The 19,672-nt window shown below is 71.6% G+C and carries 20 protein-coding genes; 6 read left to right on the top strand and 14 right to left on the bottom strand.

Features of this window, described 5'->3' with window-relative positions:
* Window positions 1-51 precede the first annotated feature (51 nt).
* Window positions 52-702 carry a hypothetical protein gene (locus ACFY16_RS12480; RefSeq protein ID WP_390647044.1) on the top strand — a complete coding sequence of 217 codons (651 nt, stop codon included), beginning with the start codon at window positions 52-54 and terminating at the stop codon, window positions 700-702.
* A 259-nt stretch (window positions 703-961) separates the two neighbouring features.
* Here the strand turns inward: ACFY16_RS12480 and ACFY16_RS12475 are convergent, their stop codons facing one another.
* Window positions 962-2,245, bottom strand: coding sequence for an adenylosuccinate synthase (locus ACFY16_RS12475; protein WP_390647043.1), 1,284 nt, complete (start codon window positions 2,243-2,245; stop codon window positions 962-964).
* 210 nt (window positions 2,246-2,455) lie between these two features.
* Between ACFY16_RS12475 and ACFY16_RS12470 the strand changes: the two genes are divergently transcribed.
* The gene (locus tag ACFY16_RS12470; RefSeq protein WP_390647042.1) at window positions 2,456-3,322 is read left to right on the top strand and encodes a diacylglycerol kinase family protein; all 867 of its coding nucleotides are present in this window, start codon (window positions 2,456-2,458) and stop codon (window positions 3,320-3,322) included.
* A 14-nt stretch (window positions 3,323-3,336) separates the two neighbouring features.
* Here ACFY16_RS12470 and ACFY16_RS12465 read toward each other — a convergent pair whose 3' ends face one another.
* Complete coding sequence (locus ACFY16_RS12465; protein WP_390647041.1) at window positions 3,337-3,828, bottom strand: GbsR/MarR family transcriptional regulator; 492 nt, start codon at window positions 3,826-3,828, stop codon at window positions 3,337-3,339.
* Between the two features lie 75 nt (window positions 3,829-3,903).
* On the opposite strand from ACFY16_RS12465, the gene ACFY16_RS12460 reads away from it, so the two are divergent.
* From ACFY16_RS12460 to ACFY16_RS12445, 4 genes are all read left to right on the top strand, one after another.
* Window positions 3,904-4,797, top strand: coding sequence for an ATP-binding cassette domain-containing protein (locus tag ACFY16_RS12460; RefSeq protein WP_390647040.1), 894 nt, complete (start codon window positions 3,904-3,906; stop codon window positions 4,795-4,797).
* Between the two features lie 71 nt (window positions 4,798-4,868).
* Window positions 4,869-6,377: an ABC transporter permease gene (locus tag ACFY16_RS12455; protein WP_390647255.1), complete on the top strand. Its 1,509-nt coding sequence runs from the start codon at window positions 4,869-4,871 to the stop codon at window positions 6,375-6,377.
* A 45-nt stretch (window positions 6,378-6,422) separates the two neighbouring features.
* Window positions 6,423-6,641, top strand: a complete 219-nt coding sequence (locus ACFY16_RS12450; RefSeq protein WP_390647039.1) for a hypothetical protein — start codon at window positions 6,423-6,425, stop codon at window positions 6,639-6,641.
* A gap of 92 nt (window positions 6,642-6,733) precedes the next feature.
* Window positions 6,734-7,270 (top strand): hypothetical protein, encoded by a 537-nt coding sequence (locus ACFY16_RS12445; RefSeq protein ID WP_390647038.1) that lies wholly within the window; start codon window positions 6,734-6,736, stop codon window positions 7,268-7,270.
* 9 nt (window positions 7,271-7,279) lie between these two features.
* Here the strand turns inward: ACFY16_RS12445 and ACFY16_RS12440 are convergent, their stop codons facing one another.
* The 12 genes from ACFY16_RS12440 to ACFY16_RS12385 all read right to left on the bottom strand — a co-directional run bounded on the left by ACFY16_RS12440 (window position 7,280) and on the right by ACFY16_RS12385 (window position 19,645).
* A complete protein-coding gene (locus ACFY16_RS12440; protein ID WP_390647037.1) occupies window positions 7,280-8,497 on the bottom strand; it encodes a cytochrome P450 in 1,218 nt (405 codons plus the stop codon).
* Window positions 8,498-8,568: 71 nt separating this feature from the next.
* Complete coding sequence (locus ACFY16_RS12435) at window positions 8,569-9,234, bottom strand: response regulator (protein ID WP_390647036.1); 666 nt, start codon at window positions 9,232-9,234, stop codon at window positions 8,569-8,571.
* On the bottom strand, window positions 9,231-10,583 hold the full coding sequence (locus tag ACFY16_RS12430; RefSeq protein WP_390647035.1) for a sensor histidine kinase: 1,353 nt from the start codon (window positions 10,581-10,583) through the stop codon (window positions 9,231-9,233). The genes ACFY16_RS12435 and ACFY16_RS12430 overlap by 4 nt, the downstream gene beginning before the upstream one ends.
* A gap of 106 nt (window positions 10,584-10,689) precedes the next feature.
* Window positions 10,690-11,574: an alpha/beta hydrolase gene (locus ACFY16_RS12425; RefSeq protein WP_390647034.1), complete on the bottom strand. Its 885-nt coding sequence runs from the start codon at window positions 11,572-11,574 to the stop codon at window positions 10,690-10,692.
* A 185-nt stretch (window positions 11,575-11,759) separates the two neighbouring features.
* A complete protein-coding gene (gene kynU / locus ACFY16_RS12420) occupies window positions 11,760-13,058 on the bottom strand; it encodes a kynureninase (protein ID WP_390647033.1) in 1,299 nt (432 codons plus the stop codon).
* The gene (locus ACFY16_RS12415) at window positions 13,051-13,908 is read right to left on the bottom strand and encodes a tryptophan 2,3-dioxygenase family protein (RefSeq protein ID WP_390647032.1); all 858 of its coding nucleotides are present in this window, start codon (window positions 13,906-13,908) and stop codon (window positions 13,051-13,053) included. Before ACFY16_RS12415 ends, kynU begins: the two co-directional genes overlap by 8 nt.
* A 151-nt stretch (window positions 13,909-14,059) precedes the next feature.
* Complete coding sequence (locus tag ACFY16_RS12410) at window positions 14,060-14,473, bottom strand: DUF3151 domain-containing protein (RefSeq protein WP_390647031.1); 414 nt, start codon at window positions 14,471-14,473, stop codon at window positions 14,060-14,062.
* A gap of 82 nt (window positions 14,474-14,555) precedes the next feature.
* Window positions 14,556-16,055 carry an MFS transporter gene (locus tag ACFY16_RS12405; protein ID WP_390647030.1) on the bottom strand — a complete coding sequence of 500 codons (1,500 nt, stop codon included), beginning with the start codon at window positions 16,053-16,055 and terminating at the stop codon, window positions 14,556-14,558.
* 102 nt (window positions 16,056-16,157) lie between these two features.
* Window positions 16,158-17,180: a class II fructose-bisphosphate aldolase gene (fbaA, locus tag ACFY16_RS12400; RefSeq protein WP_390647029.1), complete on the bottom strand. Its 1,023-nt coding sequence runs from the start codon at window positions 17,178-17,180 to the stop codon at window positions 16,158-16,160.
* A 173-nt stretch (window positions 17,181-17,353) separates the two neighbouring features.
* Window positions 17,354-17,926, bottom strand: a complete 573-nt coding sequence (gene pyrE / locus ACFY16_RS12395) for an orotate phosphoribosyltransferase (RefSeq protein WP_390647028.1) — start codon at window positions 17,924-17,926, stop codon at window positions 17,354-17,356.
* Between the two features lie 10 nt (window positions 17,927-17,936).
* Window positions 17,937-18,725, bottom strand: a complete 789-nt coding sequence (locus ACFY16_RS12390; RefSeq protein ID WP_390647027.1) for an aldose 1-epimerase — start codon at window positions 18,723-18,725, stop codon at window positions 17,937-17,939.
* Window positions 18,726-18,796: 71 nt separating this feature from the next.
* Entirely contained in the window at window positions 18,797-19,645 is an 849-nt protein-coding gene (locus ACFY16_RS12385; RefSeq protein WP_390647026.1) for an SRPBCC domain-containing protein, read from the bottom strand.
* Window positions 19,646-19,672 lie beyond the last annotated feature (27 nt).

Genomic DNA, 19,672 nt, shown 5'->3' with positions numbered 1-19,672 from the left:
TACTCTTCCCTTCCCTGACCGCCGTGCTACACGCTGAGCGAGGAGCTCTCTTTGGCCTGTGACCTGTGGCTGGTACCGCTCGTCGACGTCTTGTGCCACACGCCCGACAACCCGTTCGCCGAGGAACTCGCGCAGTACAACAAGGTGCTCGCCGAAGCCGGGCTGCCGCCGGTGCCGGTGTACCAGTACATGCCGGGTCTGTCCGGCGAGGTCGCCCCCGTGGCCGGCTTCGACTACGACGCCCTGCACTTCCTGCGCCGCGCCTATCTCCTCCAGGTGTGCGGGCTGCCGGTCACGCCGGTGGACGATCTGGGCGGCGACTACGAGCAGCTTCTGGAGATGTTCGAGTCGACGGCCCAGCAGTCGCACCTGGTCTGGCACTACGACCACGCGGGCGCGTATGTGCCCGTGGACTTCCCGCAGCCCCTGTCCAACGACGAACTGCTCGCGGGCGGCGGCCCGCTGGGCTCCTCGCAGTCGCTGCTGCGGGAGCTGGAGTACGTCGCCCCGACGATAGGTATCGACCCGGCGAACCCTCCGGCGGCACCCAGCCCGCCGTCCGCTCCCACGGAGCTGGAGGAACCCGCCGTACCGGCACCGCACGACCCCAGCCCTTTCGCGCGCGAGCGGCACGTCTGGCTCGGGCTGCACGCGGCGGCGACGCGGAGTCTGGCGCAGGGATCGATGATCGTGTTCAGCTGACGGTCAGCGCCCGAACCGGGAGAGCCCTGCGGGGACACCCACCCGCAGGTGCCCCCGCTCAGAACTTGCCCGCGTCCATCGACCACAGACTGACGCTGTCCTTGCACCCCTGCCTGGGCCTTCCGCTCAACTGCCCCGACTGCACGCCTGATTGAGGGAGCCCCCGGGCGGCAACTCAGAACACCGGCGGCAATGCAAAAAAGGGGCGCCCTCGGGGCGCCCCTCTTGCTGTTGCCGCACGGCCTGTTGCCGCACGACCTCAGATGAACGAGTTGATCTCGATCGTCTCGTCCCGGCCCGGGCCCACGCCGATCGCGGAGATCGGGGCGCCGGACATCTCCTCCAGGGCCTTCACGTACGCCTGGGCGTTCTTCGGGAGGTCGGAGAAGGACTTCGCCTTGGTGATGTCCTCGGACCAGCCGGGGAGGTTCTCGTAGACCGGCTTCGCGTGGTGGAAGTCGCTCTGCGAGTACGGGAGTTCCTCGACGCGCTTGCCGTCGATCTCGTACGCGACGCAGACCGGGATCTCTTCCCAGCCGGTGAGGACGTCGAGCTTGGTGAGGAAGAAGTCGGTCAGGCCGTTCACGCGGGTCGCGTAGCGGGCGATGACCGCGTCGAACCAGCCGCAGCGGCGGTCACGGCCGGTGGTGACACCCCGCTCGCCGCCGATACGGCGCAGCGCGGCGCCGTCCTCGTCGAACAGTTCCGTCGGGAAGGGGCCGGCGCCGACGCGAGTCGTGTAGGCCTTGAGGATGCCGATGACCCGGCTGATCTTCGTCGGGCCCACGCCCGCGCCCGTGCAGGCACCGCCCGCGGTCGGGTTCGACGACGTGACGAAGGGGTACGTGCCGTGGTCGATGTCCAGCAGCGTGCCCTGGCCGCCCTCGAAGAGGACCACCTTGTCGTCCTCGAGCGCCTGGTTGAGGACGAGGACCGTGTCGGCGACGTACGGCTGGAGCTTGTCCGCGTAGCCCAGCAGCTCCTCGACCACCTGGTCGACGGCGATGGCGCGGCGGTTGTACAGCTTGGTGAGGATCTGGTTCTTGACGTCGAGGGCCGCCTCGACCTTCTGGGTCAGGATCGACTCGTCGTACAGGTCCTGCACCCGGATGCCGACGCGGTTGATCTTGTCCGCGTAGGTCGGTCCGATGCCACGCCCCGTCGTGCCGATCTTCCGCTTCCCGAGGAAGCGTTCCGTCACCTTGTCGACGGTGACGTTGTACGGCGTGATGACGTGAGCGTTTCCGCTGATCAGCAGCTTGGACGTGTCGACGCCGCGCTCGTTCAGACCGCTCAGCTCGGAGAGCAGGACCGACGGGTCGACCACGACACCGTTGCCGATGACCGGGATGCACCCCGGGGACAGGATTCCGGAAGGGAGGAGGTGAAGGGCATACTTCTGGTCGCCCACGACTACCGTGTGGCCGGCGTTGTTGCCGCCCTGGTAGCGCACCACATAATCGACGGAGCCGCCCAGCAGGTCCGTCGCCTTTCCCTTGCCTTCGTCACCCCACTGAGCACCGAGCAGCACAAGTGCGGGCACGCGCGTACACCCCTTCCGGGCGGGGCATGTCCAAGGTCAGGGGCGTACGCGGCACGGCCTTGTGCCTTGTACACCGGCGACCATCGTCGGCCACCGACGGCCGTCGTCGGCCGCGAACCCGTCGGACCCGGATGCCCCGGAATAGACGAAGCCCCTGGCGCAATAGCGCAAGGGGCTCTTGCACCAAGATGCTACCCGAGGAAGCGAGGCATGACCGAGGTGGCGACTTCCGACCAGTTGCTGGTGGTCATCGACCCGGTCGCCCGGCAGACGGACGGCGAGGCCGTACGAATCGCGAAAGACGTGCTCAGCGGGGGTGCGGCGACGAAGGTGTGCCTGCCGGACGGGCCCGAGGAATTCGCCCGGGCACTGGCGCGACGGGGGTCGCGTCGGCCGGTGGTCATCGGCGACGACCGGACTCTCGTGCGGGCGGTGTCCCTTTTGCACCGGCAGCGGGAGCTGGCCGGATGCGTGCTGTCGGTGGTGCCGGTGGGCAGTGCGCTGTCGGTGGCCCGTTCGCTGGGGGTGCCGACGGGGACCGTGGCGGCGGCGCGGGCCGTGCTCGACGGGGCCGAGCGCCGGCTGGACCTGCTGGTCGACGACAGTGACGGGGTGGTGCTGGGGGCGTTGCGGATACCACCGGTTCCGGTGTTCCGGACGCCGGAGGAACCGGAACCCTCGGCCGACCCGGCACACCCCTGGCTGCGGACGTGCCAGTCACTCGTGCGCACGCTGGTGCCGTCCCGGCCGTCCAGGGCCCCGTCCGCCGTCGACGTGCCCCGGCCCGGGCCGTCCCGGCTGCGGGTGGAGGTCGACGGGGTGACGCTGGTCGACCTGGACCAGCCGGTGGAGGCGGTGTCGGTGACGCCGGGCGGCGCCGGAGCGGCGGCGGTGGAGGTGCGGCCGGCGTCGGTGGGCGCGGAGGCGGCGCCCCTGCTGGCGCGGGGGCGGCTGGTGACCGTGTCCGGAGCGGACTTCCGGTACCGGGCGGACGCGGGGGTCTGGGGGCCGGTGCGGAGGCGGACGTGGACGGTGCGGGAGGGCGGGTTGGGGTTGACGTTGCCGTCGTCGAGCTGAGAATCCGGCTTGCGCTAGGAAGCGCCGAACACCCGGTCCCTGTGGACACGCCAGCGTTCCATCATGGCCGCGATCTCGCCGTCGACGAACTCGAAGAAGGCGAGCGTCTCCGCCATGCGGCGTCCCGCCGGGGTGTCGGCGCCGAGGCTCGTGACACCTTCCCGCAGGGCCCCTTCCCACCGCTTGAGGACCGCTTCCCGGTTGGTGAGCGCCTCGTACCACTGGTTGCTGTGCACCCGGTACCGCTCCCTTCGCGAACCGGGCTCGCGCTCGCGCGCGACCATGTGCTGCTGGGCCAGGTAGCGCACGGCCCCGGAGACGGCGGCCGCGCTGACCTGGAGCTGTTCGCCCAGCTCGGCGGAGGTCAGCGTGCCCGAGTCCGAGGACAGCAGGGCCGCGAAGACCCTGGCCGGCATCCGCTGCATGCCGGCCTCGACGAGCTGCGCGGCGAAGCTCTCCACGAACTTCGAGACCGCCTCCGGGTCGCGTCCCGCCACGTCAGTCATGTGGACCATCCTATCCGGCGATTCAGAGGCTTCCCTATCTTCACAAGTTTCTGAATATAGCGTACGTTCTGAAGCATGACGAAGGCCATCACCGTCTCCGGACTGCACAAGTCGTTCGGCAGGACCCACGCCCTCGACGGCCTCGACCTGAACGTCGAGACCGGCGAGGTCCACGGCTTCCTCGGCCCCAACGGCGCCGGCAAGTCCACCACCATCCGTGTCCTGCTCGGCCTGCTGCGCGCCGACTCGGGCGCCGCGCAGGTGCTCGGCCGCGACCCGTGGAAGGACGCGGTGGAGGTGCACCGCCGGATCGCGTACGTCCCCGGCGACGTGACCCTGTGGCGCAACCTCTCCGGCGGCGAGGTCATCGACCTGTACGGCCGTCTGCGCGGCGGCCTGGACACCGAGCGCCGCGCCGACCTGATCGAACGCTTCGAGCTGGACCCCACCAAGAAGGGCCGCACGTACTCGAAGGGCAACCGGCAGAAGGTCGCCCTCGTCGCCGCCTTCGCCTCGGACGTCGACCTGCTGATCCTGGACGAGCCGACGTCGGGCCTGGACCCGCTGATGGAGGAGGTCTTCCAGCGGTGCGTGGAGGAGGAGCGGGAACGGGGGCGGACCGTTCTGCTGTCGTCCCACATCCTCAGCGAGGTCGAGGAGCTCTGCGACCGGGTGAGCATCATCCGCACGGGGCGCACGGTCGAGACGGGTTCGCTGGCGGACCTGAGGCATCTCACCCGGACCAGCGTGACGGCCGAACTCGCCGGCCCGCCGAACGGTTTGGCGCATCTCCCCGGCGTCCACGACCTCGACGTACAGGGCAGGAGGGTCCGGCTCCAGGTCGACACGGACAAGCTCGACGCCGTACTGCGGTCGTTGAGCGCGTCCGGCGTACGGTCGCTGACCTCTACGCCACCGACCCTGGAGGAACTGTTCCTGCGGCACTACCAGGACGAGGTGCCGAGGTGAGCACGATCGCGCCGAGGCAACTCACCGGCACGGGCGTCCTGTTGCGCTTCGCGCTGCGTCGCGACCGGCTGATGATGCCCGTCTGGGTCGCCGTGAACACCCTGATGGTCCTCTCCATGCCGAACACCCTCGAGGGCCTGTACGGCACCCCGGCCCAGCGCGCCGACCTGATGCGGCAGATGGCGACGAACTCCTCCCTGCGCGCGCTGGTCGGACCGGTCTTCGACGACTCGCTCGGCGCGCTGACGGCGTGGCGCGTCGGCGTCTACGCGGGCGCCCTGGCCGCGGTGATGAGCCTGCTCGTCGTCGTACGGCACACCAGGGACGAGGAGGAGAGCGGCCGCCAGGAGCTGTTGGCCTCGGGCATGGTGGGCCGGCGGGCCTCGCTGACGTCGGCGCTGCTCGCGGCGGCGGTCGCCAACGCCGTACTGGCGTTGCTGGTCACGGCCGGACTGGCCGGGCAGGGCGCGGCCGGGGCGACGGCCTTCGGGCTCGGGCTCGCGGCCGTCGGGATGGTCTTCGCGACGATGGCGGCGATCGTCGCCCAGCTGACGGAGAGCGCACGCCTGGCCCGCGGTCTGACGGCGGCGGTCCTGGGCGCCGCCTTCGTCCTGCGCGCGGCGGGCGACTCGGCGACGGACGACGGCTCGTCGGTGCTGACCTGGCTGTCCCCGCTCGGCTGGCTGGAGAACCTGCGGTCCTTCGCCGGCGAACGGTGGTGGGTGCTGCTGTTGTTCGCGGCGGCGGTGCTGGTGCAGGGCGCGGTCGCCTACGAGCTCGCCGGCCGCCGGGACATCGGCATGAGCTTCTTGCCGACGCGCCCCGGACCGGCGGCCGGCCGTCTCGGCACGGCAGGCGCACTGGCCTGGCGCCTGCAGCGGGGCAGTGTGCTCGGCTGGAGCGTCGGCTTCTTCCTCGCGGGGGTCGTGTACGGCGGGCTGACCGACGAGGCGGCCGATCTGGTCCGGGACAACGACAACGCTCGCGAGATCTTCGAGCGCATGGGCGGCCAGTCGGGGATCACGGACGCGTTCCTCGCCTCGATGGTCGGGATGCTCGGCCTGGTGGCCGCGCTGTACGTGGTGGCGTCCGTCCTCCGTCTGAACGGCGAGGAGACGTCGGGGCGGGCGGAGCCGCTGCTGGCGAACGCGGTGGGCCGACTGCGGTGGGCTGCCGGTCACCTGGTGATCGCCTTCGGTGGGACCGTGCTCATCATGCTGCTCGCCGGGCTCGGCTTCGCCATCGGCTACGGCAAGGAGGTCGGGCCGATCCTGGGCGCCTGTCTGGTGCAGGTCGCCGGAGTGTGGGTGATCGGCGGGGTGGCGGTCCTGCTGTACGGGGTGCTGCCCCGGGCGGCGACGGCGGCATGGGGAGTCGCGGGCACGGTCCTGCTCATCGGCTGGGTGGGACCGGCACTGGACGTTCCGCAGGCGGTGCTCGACGTGTCCCCCTTCGGTCACCTGCCGAAGCTGCCGGGCGGGGCGATGGAGTGGACTCCGGTACTGATCCTGCTCGGGTTGTCGGTGGTGCTGGTGGCCGCGGGACTGGCCGGGCTACGACGCCGGGACCTCACGACCTGACCGACGCGGGAACTCCTCGGCGGCCTTGGCGCGTCCATGCCGGACATGGGACAACGTATGCAGGCCGCCGCGGGATGCCTGACCGCGGCCCTCGGCGCCGGCGCGGGACTCACGGTGTGGGCCATGGATTTCCGGGCGCGGTTCTGGCGGTTCGAACAGAGCCCGGACTGGAGCGTGCTCTACGCCGAGCTGCCGCTTGCGATCCTCGGCGGAATCGCCGCCTCCCTCACCGTCTGGGCCCTGGTCCGACGCGTCGGACAGTGACGGCGAATCCGTGCACGATGCAACCACCTGACGCCCCGCCGCGTCTTCCACCACGTTGCGGACGGTCAGACCGACGTGCAGGGGGATGCCACATGGCACGGCAGCGGGCGGAGCGCGGAACCCCGGAGGGTGAAAGACGGCGGCGGCTCCGCCGGGCCGCCGTCTCCGGTGGTGTCACGGCCAGCCTCGGGGCCGCGTCCGTCGCCGTCGAGGGGTTCACCGGCGGCGTCCCCTGGTGGTTCGTCGTGCCGTTCACCGTGCTGTGCAGCGCCTTCGCCGGATGGTCGGGGACGAAGACCGGCCGTGAGGACGCCGTCCGTGCGGAGTCGCTGGAACCGGGTGAGTATCTGCTCAGCACCTACACCGTACGGCCGCCGTTCACGCCCGAGCGAGGCCCGACCCCGTACGAGAACCCGCCCTTCCAGCTGCGGTTGACCTCCCGGCACCTCCAGCTCTGGGAGCACTCCGACCTGCTGTGGGCCCACCCCTGGGCCGACCTGCGGCTGGCCGTCGACGGGCCGCGCCTGAAGGTCTATCACCGGGGCGAGGAGGCAGGCTTCATGATCCTCGAACGCCCGGGCGGGCCCCGGGAGGTCCAGCTCGCCGCCCGCCGCCTGGGCGCGTCCTGACGGCAGGGCCTACGCCGTCACCCGAAGACCGTCGAGTCCCCTGATGACGAAGTTGGGCTTCCGCTCGGGCTCGGCCGCCAGGCTCAGCGTGGGCGCCTTCTCCAGGAGGGCGGTCATGGAGGCCGCCAGTTCGATACGGGCCAGCGGGGCGCCGATGCAGTAGTGGATGCCGGCGCTGAAGGAGATGTGCGGGTTGTCCCCGCGGGTGAGGTCGAGCTTCTCGGGGTCCTGGAACACCTCGGGATCGTGGTTGGCGGAACCGAACAGCATCGCGATCTCCGCGCCCCTCGGGATCGTCGTGCCGTCGATCTCGATCTCGTCCAGCACCCAGCGCTCGAAGAGCTGGAGCGGGGTGTCGAAGCGCATCAGCTCCTCGACGGCGGCGGGGACGAGAGAGTGGTCGGCGCGCAGGGCCGCCAGCTGGTCGGGGTTGCGGAACAAGGCGTACCAGCCGTTGACCGTGGCGTTCACCGTGGCCTCGTGCCCCGCGTTCAGCAGCAGCACGCAGGTCGAGATCATCTCCTGCTCGGTGAGACGGTCGCCCTCGTCGTACGCCGCGATCAGACCGGAGATCAGGTCGTCGCCGGGCTCCTTGCGGCGCTCGGCGATCAGCTCACGGAGATAGTCGGAGAACTCGACCGACGCGCGCACCGCCCTCACCGCCACGTCCTCCGGCGGGTTCAGCTCGTACATCCCGCAGATGTCCGCCGACCAGGGCCGCAGCGGCGCCCGGTCCGACTCCGGGATGCCCAGCATCTCGGCGATGACGGCCACGGGAAGCGGTTCGGCGACGTCCGTGAGCAGATCACCGCCGCCCGCCTCGGCCAGCCGGTCCACCAGCTCCCCGGCGAGCCGGGCCACGTACGGCTTGAGCTGCTCGACCGTACGCGGCGTGAACGCCTTCGACACCAGGCGCCGGATACGGGTGTGGTCCGGCGGCTCCAGGTCCAGCATCCCGTGGTCGTTGAGCGTGTGGAACGGCTCGTGCTCCGGCGCCGGCGCGCCACGGCCGAACTCCTCGTGCGTGAACCGGTGCTGGTACGTCCGCCCCAGCCGCCGGTCACGCAGCAGCGCCGAGACGTCCGCGTGGTGCGGGACCAGCCACTGGTCGGTGGGCTCGTAGTGGATCACGCGGCCCCGGGCGCGCAGTTCGGCGTAGGCCGGGTACGGGTCGGCGACGAACCCTGTGTCCCAGGGGTCGAAGGCGAGGTCGGAAGCAGCTGCCATGCACGGACGCTAGCCCGGCACCCCCCTGCCTGACCAGGGGTGCCTCACCCCTGGTCAGGCACGCCGCCGCCTCACCCCGGGGTGACCAGCCGCGCCTCGTACGCGAACACCGCCGCCTGCGTACGGTCCCGCAGCCCCAGCTTCACCAGGATCCGGCTCACATGCGTCTTGATCGTGGACTCGGCGACCACCAGCCGCCCGGCGATCTCCGCGTTCGACAGGCCCTGCGCGATCAGCACCAGCACCTCCGTCTCCCGCTCGGTCAGATCCCCGTACGCCGCCTGCGCGGTCGGCGTCAGTCGCGGGCCGTCGGACAGTTTCGAGAACTCGGTGATCAGCCGCTTGGTCACCGAGGGAGCCAGCAGCGCCTCACCGGCCGCCACCACCCGGACCCCGTCGGCGAGTTGGCGTGCCGACGCGTCCTTCAGGAGGAAGCCGGACGCCCCCGCCCGCAGCGCCTGGTACACGTACTCGTCGAGGTCGAACGTCGTCAGCACCAGCACTTTCGCCGTACCGTCCGCGGCGACGATCTCCCGGGTCGCCTCGATGCCGTTCAGCTCGGGCATCCGGATGTCCATCAGCACGACGTCCGGGGTCAGCTCCCGCACCCGCTCGACCGCTTCCCGCCCGTTGACGGCCTCGCCGACGACCTCGATGTCCGGCATCGCGTTCAGCAGGACGGAGAAGCCCTCGCGCACCATCATCTGGTCGTCCGCGATCAGTACCCGGATGGTCATACGTCACCCTCGCTCACGGCGGCCACCGGCAGGAACACCGCCACCTCGTACCCGCCCTCCTCCGTCGGCCCGGCCGTCATCTCCCCGTTCAGCATGGAGACGCGCTCGCGCATCCCGGTGACGCCGTGCCCGGCGCCGGGCGAGGGCTTCACCAGCGACAGCTCGGGCACCGGCCCGTTGACTATCCGCAGCCCCAGCCCGCCGAGGACGTAGCCGATCTCGACCCGTGCGCTCGCGCCCGGCGCGTGCCGCAGGGTGTTGCTCAGTGCCTCCTGGACCATCCGGTACGCCGACAGCTCGACGCCCTGCGGGAGTTCGCGCACCGCACCCGTCACCGCCTTCTCCACGCTCAGTCCCGCGTCCCGCACGTTGGCCAGCAGCGTGTCCAGGTCGGCGAGCGTGGGCTGCGGGGCGTCCGGCGCCTCGTAGTCCTCGGCGCGGACGACGCCCAGGACGCGGCGCAGCTCGGTGAGCGCCGCCACCGCGTTCTCCCGGATGGTGACAAAGGCGCGCTCCAGCTCCGGCGGCGGGTTCTCCACCCGGTAGGGCGCGGCCTCCGCCTGGATGGCGACCACCGACATGTGGTGGGCGACCACGTCGTGCAGCTCGCGGGCGATCGTGGTGCGCTCCTCCAGGAGGGTGCGGCGGGAGCGCTCGTGCGCGGTCACCGTCTGCTGGGCGGTCACCTCCTGCCGGGCCTCGCGGCGGATCTGCCAGACGGTGACGGCGAGGAGGGCCAGGGCGGAGATGAACAGCAGCTCGACGGTGTTCGTGCCGAAGTAGCGGCCGCCGCGGAAGGCGCTCTCCGAGACCATGCCGTACGCCCCCGTCAGAGCCCACATCCACGCTGCCGTGCGCGGCCTGGTGCGTATGGCCACGAGCGTGAGCACCACCAGGTGGCAGGCGAAGCTGCCGGGCAGCCACGGCCACTCGCTGTCCCAGTCGCTTCCCAGGACGGCGGCGAGCGGGGTCGCGACCATCGACAGCCAGAACGCGCCGACCGGCCGCACCATGGTCAGCAGCACCGGGGCCAGTGCGAGCAGCCCGAGGAACGCGTTGAGAGCGCCGCCCCGGCTGGTGCCGTCCGAGGCGATGAGCAGGGCGATGAACCCGGCCACGGTGATCACGGCGTGCGGCGTCCAGGTCGCGTACTCCCGCATCCGGCCCGACAGCCGGCGGGTGAGCGGGCCGTCGGTGTTCATGCGGGGCAGCGGGCGGTAGGCGAAGGCGTCGTGGAACAGGTCCTGCCGCAGCCCGCGCAGGGCGTCCACGGCCAGCCGGAACTCCGGGCTGCGCGGCTTGGCCCCGCCGCCCGGCGGCATCGTCTGCGTCTGGGTCGTCTCGGTCACATGAAAACCGTAGGCGGAGGAGCAGATCGCGGTCGTCACCAGTGAGAAGGGTCCTTCGGCCTCCCCCTCAGGTACTACGGGTGCCGCGAGGACGCCCGGCTGCGTATCACCAGGCCAGCTGCGCGATCTCCTCCGCCACCACCGCGCACGCGTCCGCCGCCGGATCGATCAGCGGGAAGTGGCCGACGTCCTCGAGGAGCGTCAGGCCCACGATTTCCCCCGCCTTCCCCGCCGCCTCCGCGTACGCCTCGGCGACCGCCTGCGGGACGACCACATCGGTACGGCCCTGGACGAGCGTGGTCGCGATGCCGGTGGGCAGGAGCAGCGCGGGGTCGGCATACGGCTGCCGGTCGGCGAAGTGCTCCTGGCCGCCCAGGAGCTGGCCCGCCGCTCCCCCGCACACCTCCAGCTTCTCGGCGACCGCGAAGTCGGCGATCGGGGCGAGGGCGACCACACCGCGCAGGAGGGCGGGTCCGCCGGTGCGCCAGGGGGCGTCGGCGGGCAGGACGTGCCGGGCCGCCGCCCACAGGGCCAGGTGGCCGCCCGCCGAGTGACCGGTGACGACCGTACGGCGCGGGTCCGCCTGCGGGAGGGCCTCCCGGACGAGCGCGGGGAGCGCGTCCAGGGCGGCGGCCACGTCGTCGAAGGTGTCCGGCCAGCGGCCCGCGACCGGTCCGGTGCCGCCCTGCGACGGGATCGAGGCACCGCGCCGGTACTCGACGTTGGCCACGGCGAAGCCCCGGCGGGCGAGGAAGTCCGCGAACGGAGTGATGTGCCGCCGGTCGTACGGAGCGCGCCAGGCGCCGCCGTGCAGGACGACGACCAGGGGCGCGGAACCGCCCGGCCCCACCTCTGCGCGCGGAGCGTAGAAGTCGATCACCTGGTCGGGATGGTCGCCGTACGAGGCGGTGGAGTCGGGGTCGACGGCGGGATGCGAGAAGGCCGACTCCTCTTCTGCGGCGGCACGGGCTGCTGCTGCGTCGTCCGACATGCTCCAACCTCTCAGCGACGAAACGGACTTGGCGAACCGAGTTTGGCGGAACAAGAAGAGCATTCGGCCGTTGGCGGGGACGGTACCAGGCCCGTGACGTGCGCCGACACGCGGATGTCACGCTCGGTGAGGGCCGACGGTTCTGCCCCGGGGACCGCACCGAGCGCCCACCTTCCCGCCGACGACTAGCTCAGCGCCTCACCCCGTACTTCTCCCTGGACTTCTCCCCCTGCTTCTCCCACTACCTCGCCCAGCACCCGAGCCGCCCGCTCCACGTCCGCGAACCCCACGTACAGCGGTGTGAAGCCGAACCGCAGCACGTCAGGGTGCCGGAAGTCACCGACGACCCCCCGCTCGATCAGCCGCTTCATGACCTGCCCGGCGTCCTCACATTGCAGCGCGACCTGGCTGCCCCGCTCCCCGTGCGCCACGGGAGTGAGCGACTCGACGCGCCCCTCGGGCACGTACGCGCTCACGCACTCCAGGAAGAAGTCGGTCAGGGCGAGGGACTTGGCGCGCACGGCCTCGATCGAGACGCCGTCCCAGACCTCCAGGGCCGCCTCCAGGGCGAGCATCGACAGGATGTCCGGCGTGCCCACCCGGCCCCGGACCGCACCCGCCGCCGGCTCGTAGGCGCTGCGCATGCCGAAGGGCTCGGCGTGCGAGTTCCAGCCGGGCAGCGGGGACTCGAAGCGGTCCTGGAGGTCATGGCGTACGTAGAGGTACGCCGGTGAACCCGGGCCGCCGTTCAGGTACTTGTAGGTGCAGCCGACCGCGAGGTCCACTCCGTGCTCGTCCAGGCCGACCGGGAGCGCGCCCGCGCTGTGGCACAGGTCCCAGACGGCCACCGCGCCCGCCGCGTGCACCGCGGCCGTGAGGCCGGGCAGGTCGTGCAGCCGGCCCGTGCGGTAGTCGACGTGGTTGAGGAGCACCGCGGCGGTACGGCCGGACAGCACACCCGGTACCTCCGCCGGGGTCACCGGCCGCAGCGTGCACCCGGTCATCCGGGCCGCCGACTCGGCGATGTACCCGTCCGTGGGGAAGGTGGTGGCGTCCACGACGATCTCGTCGCGCCCGCCCCCGGCCCCGGCGCCCGCCATCCGCACCGCCGCCACCAGCGCCTTGAAGACGTTGACGCTGGTGGAGTCGCCGACCACGATCTGCCCCGGCGCCGCCCCCACCAGCGGAGCGATCAGGTCGCCGATCCGCTCGGGCGCGGTCCACCAGCCGCTCTCGTCCCAGGAACGGATGCGCAGCTCGCCCCACTGGCGGCCGACGACGTCCGCCACCCGGCCCGGGACGGCCGCGGGCAGCGCGCCCAGCGAGTTGCCGTCCAGGTACACACCCGCGGCGTCAGCCGCATCATCGGACACGGTGTCGAGCACGAACTCCGCGCGTTTGGCGGCCAGTTCGTCGACGGCGTCCAGCTTCTGCGCCTTGACCGCCAGCTCCGACACGCCGGAAATGTCAGATATCTCAGACATGCGACCTCGCCGTCCACAGCTCGGGGAACACGTTCTTCTGCGCGCGCTTCTCCAGCCAGGCCACACCGGCCGAGCCACCCGTCCCGGGCTTCGCGCCCATCGCGCGCCGGGTGGCGACGAGGTGGTCGTTGCGCCACCGCCACACCAGCTCGGCGACATCGGTGAGCGCCTCGCCGAGCCGGGCGACCTCGTCGCCGGCGTCACCGGAGTACACGGCCGTCCAGACGGCCTCCACCTCGGGGGACGACTCGTACCGCCGCGAGACGTCCCGGTCCAGGACGGAGGCCGGAACCGCGTGCCCGCGCCGGGCGAGGAGCCGCAACACCTCGTCGTACAGGCTCGGCTCGTGCAGCGCCTTCTCCAGCTCGGCGTGGACGCGCGGCGCGCCCCGGTGCGGGACCAGCATCGACGCGGACTTCTCACCGAGCAGGAACTCCATGCGGCGGTACATCGCCGACTGGAAACCGGAACCCTCGCCGAGGGCCGAACGGTACGAGTTGAACTGGGCCGGGGTGAGCTGCCCGAGCGGCTTCCAGGAGGCGTTCAGCGCCTCCAGCTCCCGTACGGAACGCTTCAGCGCGTCGATCGCCACCGGCACCCGGTCCTCACGCAGGGCCCGCGCGGCGGTCTCCCACTCGTGGACGACGACCGTGAACCACAGCTCCATCACCTGCGTGGTGACCAGGAAGACCATCTCTCCGGGATCGTCCGAGAGGGTGTGCTGCAGGTGGGTGAGCACATCCGCCTTGACGTAGTCCTCGTACGGCGTCGTGCCTGCGCTGCTCCAATTGATTTTCGGGGCGAGATGCGGGGTCTCGGGCTCTTGGGCCTCACGAGCCTCGTGGGACATCGCTGTCTCCTGTTGTGTACTCCGGGTAGCGGTCCGCCCCTGCCGTTACCGACACGGGGGCCCCGGTCCCCATCGGGCATCCTCCGCGATCGTCCCTCGAAAGGGCAAGGCCCGCCTGGTCACAGGCGGGCCTTGCCCCGGGAAAGCCGTACTAGCCCAGCGTCTGGGCCGCCGTCGGCGAGGAGTCCTTCAGGAACTGCGAGCAGCGCTCGTACTCCTCCTGCTCCCCGATCGCCTGCGCGGCGCGGGCGAGGGCGTGCAGGGCGCGCAGGAAGCCGCGGTTCGGCTCGTGCTCCCAGGGCACCGGGCCGTGGCCCTTCCAGCCGTTGCGGCGCAGGGAGTCCAGACCGCGGTGGTAGCCCGTACGGGCGTAGGCGTACGACTCCACGACGCTGCCCCGCTCGAACGCGTCGTCGGCCAGCTGGGCCCAGGCCAGCGAGGACGTCGGGTACTTGGCGGCGACGTCGGCGGGCGCGGTGCCGCCGGCGAGCAGCTCGCGCGGCTCGGGGTCGTCGGGGAGGTGGGTCGGGGGCGGGCCCCCGAGGAGGTTCTCGTGCATCGTCATGGGTTCCAGTCTGCTGCATCGCTCTTGATCGGTGACGGTGGCGGGTCCTCTGCCGGAACCCGTCCTTCCAGGTGCACCCTCGTCACTCGGCCGGACCAGTACCGGAAGCCGCGGCGCGCTGGGGCTCCACGGGCGGGGACGTCACACAGCCGTGCGTGCGGCACTGCGGACGCCGGCAGCCCGGGGCCGGACGGCGTACGGTCGTGAAGGCGATCACCGCCCCCACCAGCAGCACGCCCGCACACAGCGGCATCGCCCGCCGGAACGCGGCGTCGAAGGCGTCGGCCGAACGGTAGGCCTCCGGCCCCATCCCGGCCAGCAGCGGCAGCGCGGCCACGGCGACGAGCCCGGCCGCGCGGGCCGCCGCGTTGTTGACGCCGCTGGCCAGGCCCGCCCGCGAGGTGTCCACGGAGGCGAGCACGGTGGCGGTCAGCGGGGCGACGAGCGTGACCATGCCCAGCCCGAGGACGAGCAGCGCGGGAAGGACGTCCACGATGTACGAGGCGTCCGGTCCGACGCGCAGCATCAGCAGCATGCCGGCGGCGCAGAGCAGCGGCCCGACGGTGAGCGGGATGCGCGGGCCGATCCGTTCCCCCAGCTCACCGGAGCGGGCGGAGAGCAGCAGCATCAGGGCGGTCGTCGGCAGCAGTGCCGTACCGGCGCCGAGGGCCGAGTATCCGGCGACGACCTGGAGCTGGAGCGCGGCGAGGAAGAAGAAGCCGGCGAAGGCCGCGTACACGCACACCGTGACGAGGTTGACCGCCGTGAACTGGCGCGACTTGAAGATGTCGGGCGGCATCATCGGGTCGGGGCGATGCTTCTCGACGTACACGAAGGCGACGGCCGCCGCGACGCCCGCGACCCCGGTGAGGGCGACGGCGAGGGAGCTCTGACGGGCCTCGATCAGCGCGTACGTCACCAGGGCGAGCGCCAGGGCGCCCAGGGTCGCGCCGAGCACGTCGAAACGGCCGTGAGCGCGGCCGTCGGCCGATTCGGGGACGTGGCGTACGGCGACGGGGGCGCAGATCAGCGCCACCGGGACGTTGATGAGGAAGACCCAGCGCCAGCCCGGTCCGTCCACCAGCCAGCCGCCCAGGAACGGGCCCACGGCCGCGCCGATGCCGCCGAAGCCGGACCACAGGCCCACGGCTCTGCCCCGGTCGTCGGGGTGGAAGGAGGCCTGGATGAGGGCGAGCGAGCCCGGGGTCAGCAGGGCGCCGCCGACCCCCTGGAGGGCGCGGGCCGCGATGAGGACGCCCACGTTCGGGGCGAGGCCGCACAGGAGGGAGGCGGCGGCGAACCAGACCACGCCGAGGACGAAGATCTTCCGTCGGCCGTAGTGGTCGCCGAGGGAGCCGCCGAGCAGGATCAGCCCGGCCAGCGTGACCATGTACGCGTTGACCGTCCACTGGAGCGCGGAGAGGTTCGCGTCGAGATCGCGGCCGATGGTGGGCAGCGCGACGTTGACGACCGTCGAGTCCAGCATGGCCATGCTGGAGCCGAGGACCGTGGTGAGCAGGATCCACTTGCCGGTGGGCGTGGAGATCCTGACGGCGGGGACGTGCTGCGCGGGGACAGCCATGAGGGGATCATCCCCCCATGGCTGTCCCCGGGCCAGCTTTCCGGCGAACCCGTGGGTCACCGGGTCCCCGACCCGTGGGTCGTGGTCGTGGACCCCGCGGGATTACTTGATCTTCGTGCCCGCCGACCGCAGGTTCTGCGTCGCCTCGACGACGCGCTTCGCCATCGACGCCTCGGCCAGCTTGCCCCAGGTGCGCGGGTCGTACGTCGACTTGGAGCCGACCTCGCCGTCGACCTTCAGGACGCCGTCGTAGTTCTTGAACATGTGGTCGGCGATGGGGCGCGTGAACGCGTACTGCGTGTCCGTGTCGATGTTCATCTTCACGACGCCGTTCTCCAGCGCGGTGGCGATCTCCGCCTCGGAGGAGCCGGAGCCGCCGTGGAAGACGAAGTCGAACGGGGACGGCTTGCCGAACTTGGCGGCCACGCCCTCGTTCAGCTCCTTCAGCAGCTCGGGGCGCAGGACCACGTTGCCCGGCTTGTACACGCCGTGGACGTTGCCGAAGGACGCGGCCAGCAGGTAGCGGCCCTTCTCGCCCAGGCCCAGCGCCTCGGCCGTGCGGATCGCGTCGTCGACCGTGGTGTAGAGGGAGTCGTTGATCTCGTGGGAGACGCCGTCCTCCTCGCCACCGGTCGGGGTGATCTCCACCTCGAGGATGATGTTGGCGCGGCGGGCCTGCTCCAGCAGCTCCTGCGCGATGGCCAGGTTGTCGGCCAGGGTCTCGGCGGAGCCGTCCCACATGTGGGACTGGAACAGCGGGTTCCGGCCGGCCTTGACGCGCTCCTCGGAGATCGCGAGCAGCGGACGTACGTACCCGTCGAGCTTGTTCTTCGGGCAGTGGTCCGTGTGCAGGGCGACCGTCACCGGGTACTTCTCGGCGACGATGTGCGCGAACTCGGCCAGGGCCACGGCACCGGTGACCATGTCCTTGTTGTACTGGCCGCCCAGGAACTCGGCGCCACCCGTCGAGATCTGGATGATGCCGTCGCTCTCCGCCTCCGCGAAGCCGCGCAGCGCCGCGTGCAGGGTCTGGGTCGAGGTGACGTTGATGGCCGGGTAGGCGAACTTGCCTGCCTTCGCCCGGTCGAGCATCTCGTTGTAGACCTCGGGGGTTGCGATGGGCATCTGTCCGCTCCTTGTATGTGCGGGTTGGCTTGCTGCGTACTTACGGCCCTGACCTAGACCTTGGGTGCGACGTCATCGTCGTCCCCATCTTTCCAGACATGGGCCCATGCTCGGTCCAGCCCGTACCGGCCTGTGGACAACTTCTGTCCGGTCCTTGGGCGGCCGGCCCCGGCTCAGTCCAGGCCCAGCTCGTCCTTCGAGAACGCGAAGCGGTACGGCACTCCCGCGCCCGCCTCGATCTTCTCGGCGGCGCCGGTCGCCCGGTCGACGATGGTGGCGACGGCGACGACCTCGGCGCCCGCCTCGCGCACCGCCTCGACGGCGGTGAGCGGGGAGCCGCCGGTGGTGGAGGTGTCCTCGACGACCAGGACGCGGCGACCCGCGATCTCCGGGCCCTCGACACGCCGCTGCAGACCGTGCGCCTTCGCGGCCTTGCGCACGACGAAGGCGTCCAGCTTCCGCCCGCGCGCCGCGGCGGCGTGCAGCATGGCGGCGGCCACCGGGTCGGCGCCCATGGTCAGCCCGCCGACCGCGTCGAATTCGAGGTCCGCCGTCAGGTCCAGGAGCACCTGGCCCACCAGCGGGGCGGCCTCGCCGTCGAGGGTGATGCGGCGCAGATCGACGTAGTAGTCGGCCTCCAGACCCGAGGAGAGGGTCACCTTGCCGTGCACCACGGCCTTGTCCTTGATCTGCTGCAGCAGCGCGCCACGTGTGCCTGGCGGCTTTACTTCGTTGACGTCCGTCATGCCAGCCAGCTTAGATGTGCCGCCAGCTCCAGGTCGTGGTGGCCTCGAGCGGCTCCAGCGGTGTGACCAGGCGCGGCAGGGTGTTCAGCCCGTTGGGCGGACCGGTCTGCGGCTCCACGCACACGGCCGCCTCCTGCTCGTCGTAGACGACGACCCACTCCTCGGGGCTGGCCACCTTGAGCTCCAGCTGACCGGGCCAGGTGAGGGTGACGTCGACCCCGCCGGGCATGCCGAAGCAGTCGTCCCAGGGGCCCGGCCGGGGGTCGATGCGGTTGCCGGTCGGCAGGTGGTCGTCGCCGCGCTCCTCCTGCCAGGCCGGGTCGAAGGCGACCCGGGCGTCCTCCCCGCCGAGGTTGCGGTTGAACCAGGGGTGCCAGCCGATCTGCGCCGGGAAGGAGGACTCGTACGTCTCCACGGACATGGTGAGGGTGAGGGCGTCCGGTGTCAGGGCGACCACCTGGGTGACCCGGCCGGTGTGGGGCCAGGGGTCGACGAGGTCGTACGTGATGACGGCCTCGTCCGCCGACCTGCGCGCCACACGCCAGGCGCCGTCGCGGACGGTGCCGTGGATGGCGTGCGGCGGGGAGTTGACCGGCATCTGGCGGACGGTGCCCCCGTCCCGGAACCGTCCGTCGCGGATCCGCCCGCACCAGGGAACCATCGGGAAGCAGCCGAAGCGGTCACCCTGCCGGAGCAGTTCGACGCCTCCGACACGAAGCCCGCCGATCCGGCCCCCGTTCCCCGGCTGCACTACGACTTCCGCGTCACCCGCGGCCAACGTGATGTCTTCGTTACTCACGGAACGACCCTACTGGGCGGATCAAGAGGGCCGCCGGTTGACCGCCGGGGTTCGGGTGGCGACCCACCCGCTCAGCGTCGCCTGCGCAGTGCCCGCCCCACCACGATCGCCGAGGCCACCACCAGGGCCGCCGCCGGTGCGGCCCACCGCAGGGTCGCGTTCGGCGCGACGGTCTGCGGCGCGGGCACGGGCGCGTACCGGCCGCGCGGCGGCGCGTGGTCGACCTCCTCCGCGCTCCGCCCGATCATCGTGCGCCGCGCGTGCGCTGCCTCGGCGGGGGGCTCGGAAGAGGGCTCTGCGGACTCGACGGGCTCGACCGGCTCGACGGGCTCGTCCGGCTCGACCGGCTCGTCCGGCTCGACGGGCTCGTCCGGCTCGACGGCCGGGTCCAGGGACGGCGGCGGAACCTCGGTCTCGAACACGGACGTGTACTCCACCGGCACCCCGGCGTCGACGTCGGCCTCCGCCCCCGCTTCCGTCTCGGTCTCCGCCTCCGCCTCCGCCTCCGTCCCCAGGTTCTCCGCGAAGCGGTTCAGCAGCCGTGTCACGGCCGCGTCGACCGCGTCCCTGGGCAGTTCGGTGACGCGGCCGTCCGCCGTGGCCGTGCCGTCGAAGGTGAGGGCGGAGCCGCCGTCCGTGTCGCGGACGCGGAGGGCGAGGGCGAGCTTGACCGAACCCGTGCCGCGCGCCTCGGTCGCGTCTCCTTCGACGGCGTACGAACCGCCGTCCCGTCCCGAGACCCGCAGGGAACCGCGGTAGGTGATGCTGTGACTCCCGATGCGCACCTTCAGCCGCCCGGTGCCGGGCTCGCCGCCGGCGTCCTGCTGGAGCCCGGGAACCGCCCGGGCGACCCGCGCGGGGTCGGCCAGCGCCACCCTCAGCCTCTCGGCGGGAACCGGAACGAACACCTCATGCTCCATGTCGAGGGAGCCTACCCAGGGGGCGCC

Source organism: Streptomyces sp. NPDC001315 (assembly GCF_042896175.1).
Classification (GTDB): Bacteria; Actinomycetota; Actinomycetes; order Streptomycetales; family Streptomycetaceae; genus Streptomyces.
This window is presented reverse-complemented; position numbering and strand designations above follow the sequence as displayed.

Coding starts and splice junctions, on each gene's coding strand:
- ACFY16_RS12465 (WP_390647041.1), bottom strand. CDS start 3,828: ATGACTGACGTGGCGGGACGCGACCCGGAGGCGGTCTCGAAGTTCGTG.
- ACFY16_RS12450 (WP_390647039.1), top strand. CDS start 6,423: ATGGGACAACGTATGCAGGCCGCCGCGGGATGCCTGACCGCGGCCCTC.
- ACFY16_RS12435 (WP_390647036.1), bottom strand. CDS start 9,234: ATGACCATCCGGGTACTGATCGCGGACGACCAGATGATGGTGCGCGAG.
- pyrE (WP_390647028.1), bottom strand. CDS start 17,926: ATGACGGACGTCAACGAAGTAAAGCCGCCAGGCACACGTGGCGCGCTG.
- ACFY16_RS12460 (WP_390647040.1), top strand. CDS start 3,904: ATGACGAAGGCCATCACCGTCTCCGGACTGCACAAGTCGTTCGGCAGG.
- ACFY16_RS12425 (WP_390647034.1), bottom strand. CDS start 11,574: ATGTCGGACGACGCAGCAGCAGCCCGTGCCGCCGCAGAAGAGGAGTCG.
- ACFY16_RS12470 (WP_390647042.1), top strand. CDS start 2,456: ATGACCGAGGTGGCGACTTCCGACCAGTTGCTGGTGGTCATCGACCCG.
- kynU (WP_390647033.1), bottom strand. CDS start 13,058: ATGTCTGAGATATCTGACATTTCCGGCGTGTCGGAGCTGGCGGTCAAG.
- ACFY16_RS12415 (WP_390647032.1), bottom strand. CDS start 13,908: ATGTCCCACGAGGCTCGTGAGGCCCAAGAGCCCGAGACCCCGCATCTC.
- ACFY16_RS12455 (WP_390647255.1), top strand. CDS start 4,869: ATGATGCCCGTCTGGGTCGCCGTGAACACCCTGATGGTCCTCTCCATG.
- ACFY16_RS12410 (WP_390647031.1), bottom strand. CDS start 14,473: ATGACGATGCACGAGAACCTCCTCGGGGGCCCGCCCCCGACCCACCTC.
- ACFY16_RS12405 (WP_390647030.1), bottom strand. CDS start 16,055: ATGGCTGTCCCCGCGCAGCACGTCCCCGCCGTCAGGATCTCCACGCCC.
- ACFY16_RS12385 (WP_390647026.1), bottom strand. CDS start 19,645: ATGGAGCATGAGGTGTTCGTTCCGGTTCCCGCCGAGAGGCTGAGGGTG.
- ACFY16_RS12440 (WP_390647037.1), bottom strand. CDS start 8,497: ATGGCAGCTGCTTCCGACCTCGCCTTCGACCCCTGGGACACAGGGTTC.
- ACFY16_RS12445 (WP_390647038.1), top strand. CDS start 6,734: ATGGCACGGCAGCGGGCGGAGCGCGGAACCCCGGAGGGTGAAAGACGG.
- fbaA (WP_390647029.1), bottom strand. CDS start 17,180: ATGCCCATCGCAACCCCCGAGGTCTACAACGAGATGCTCGACCGGGCG.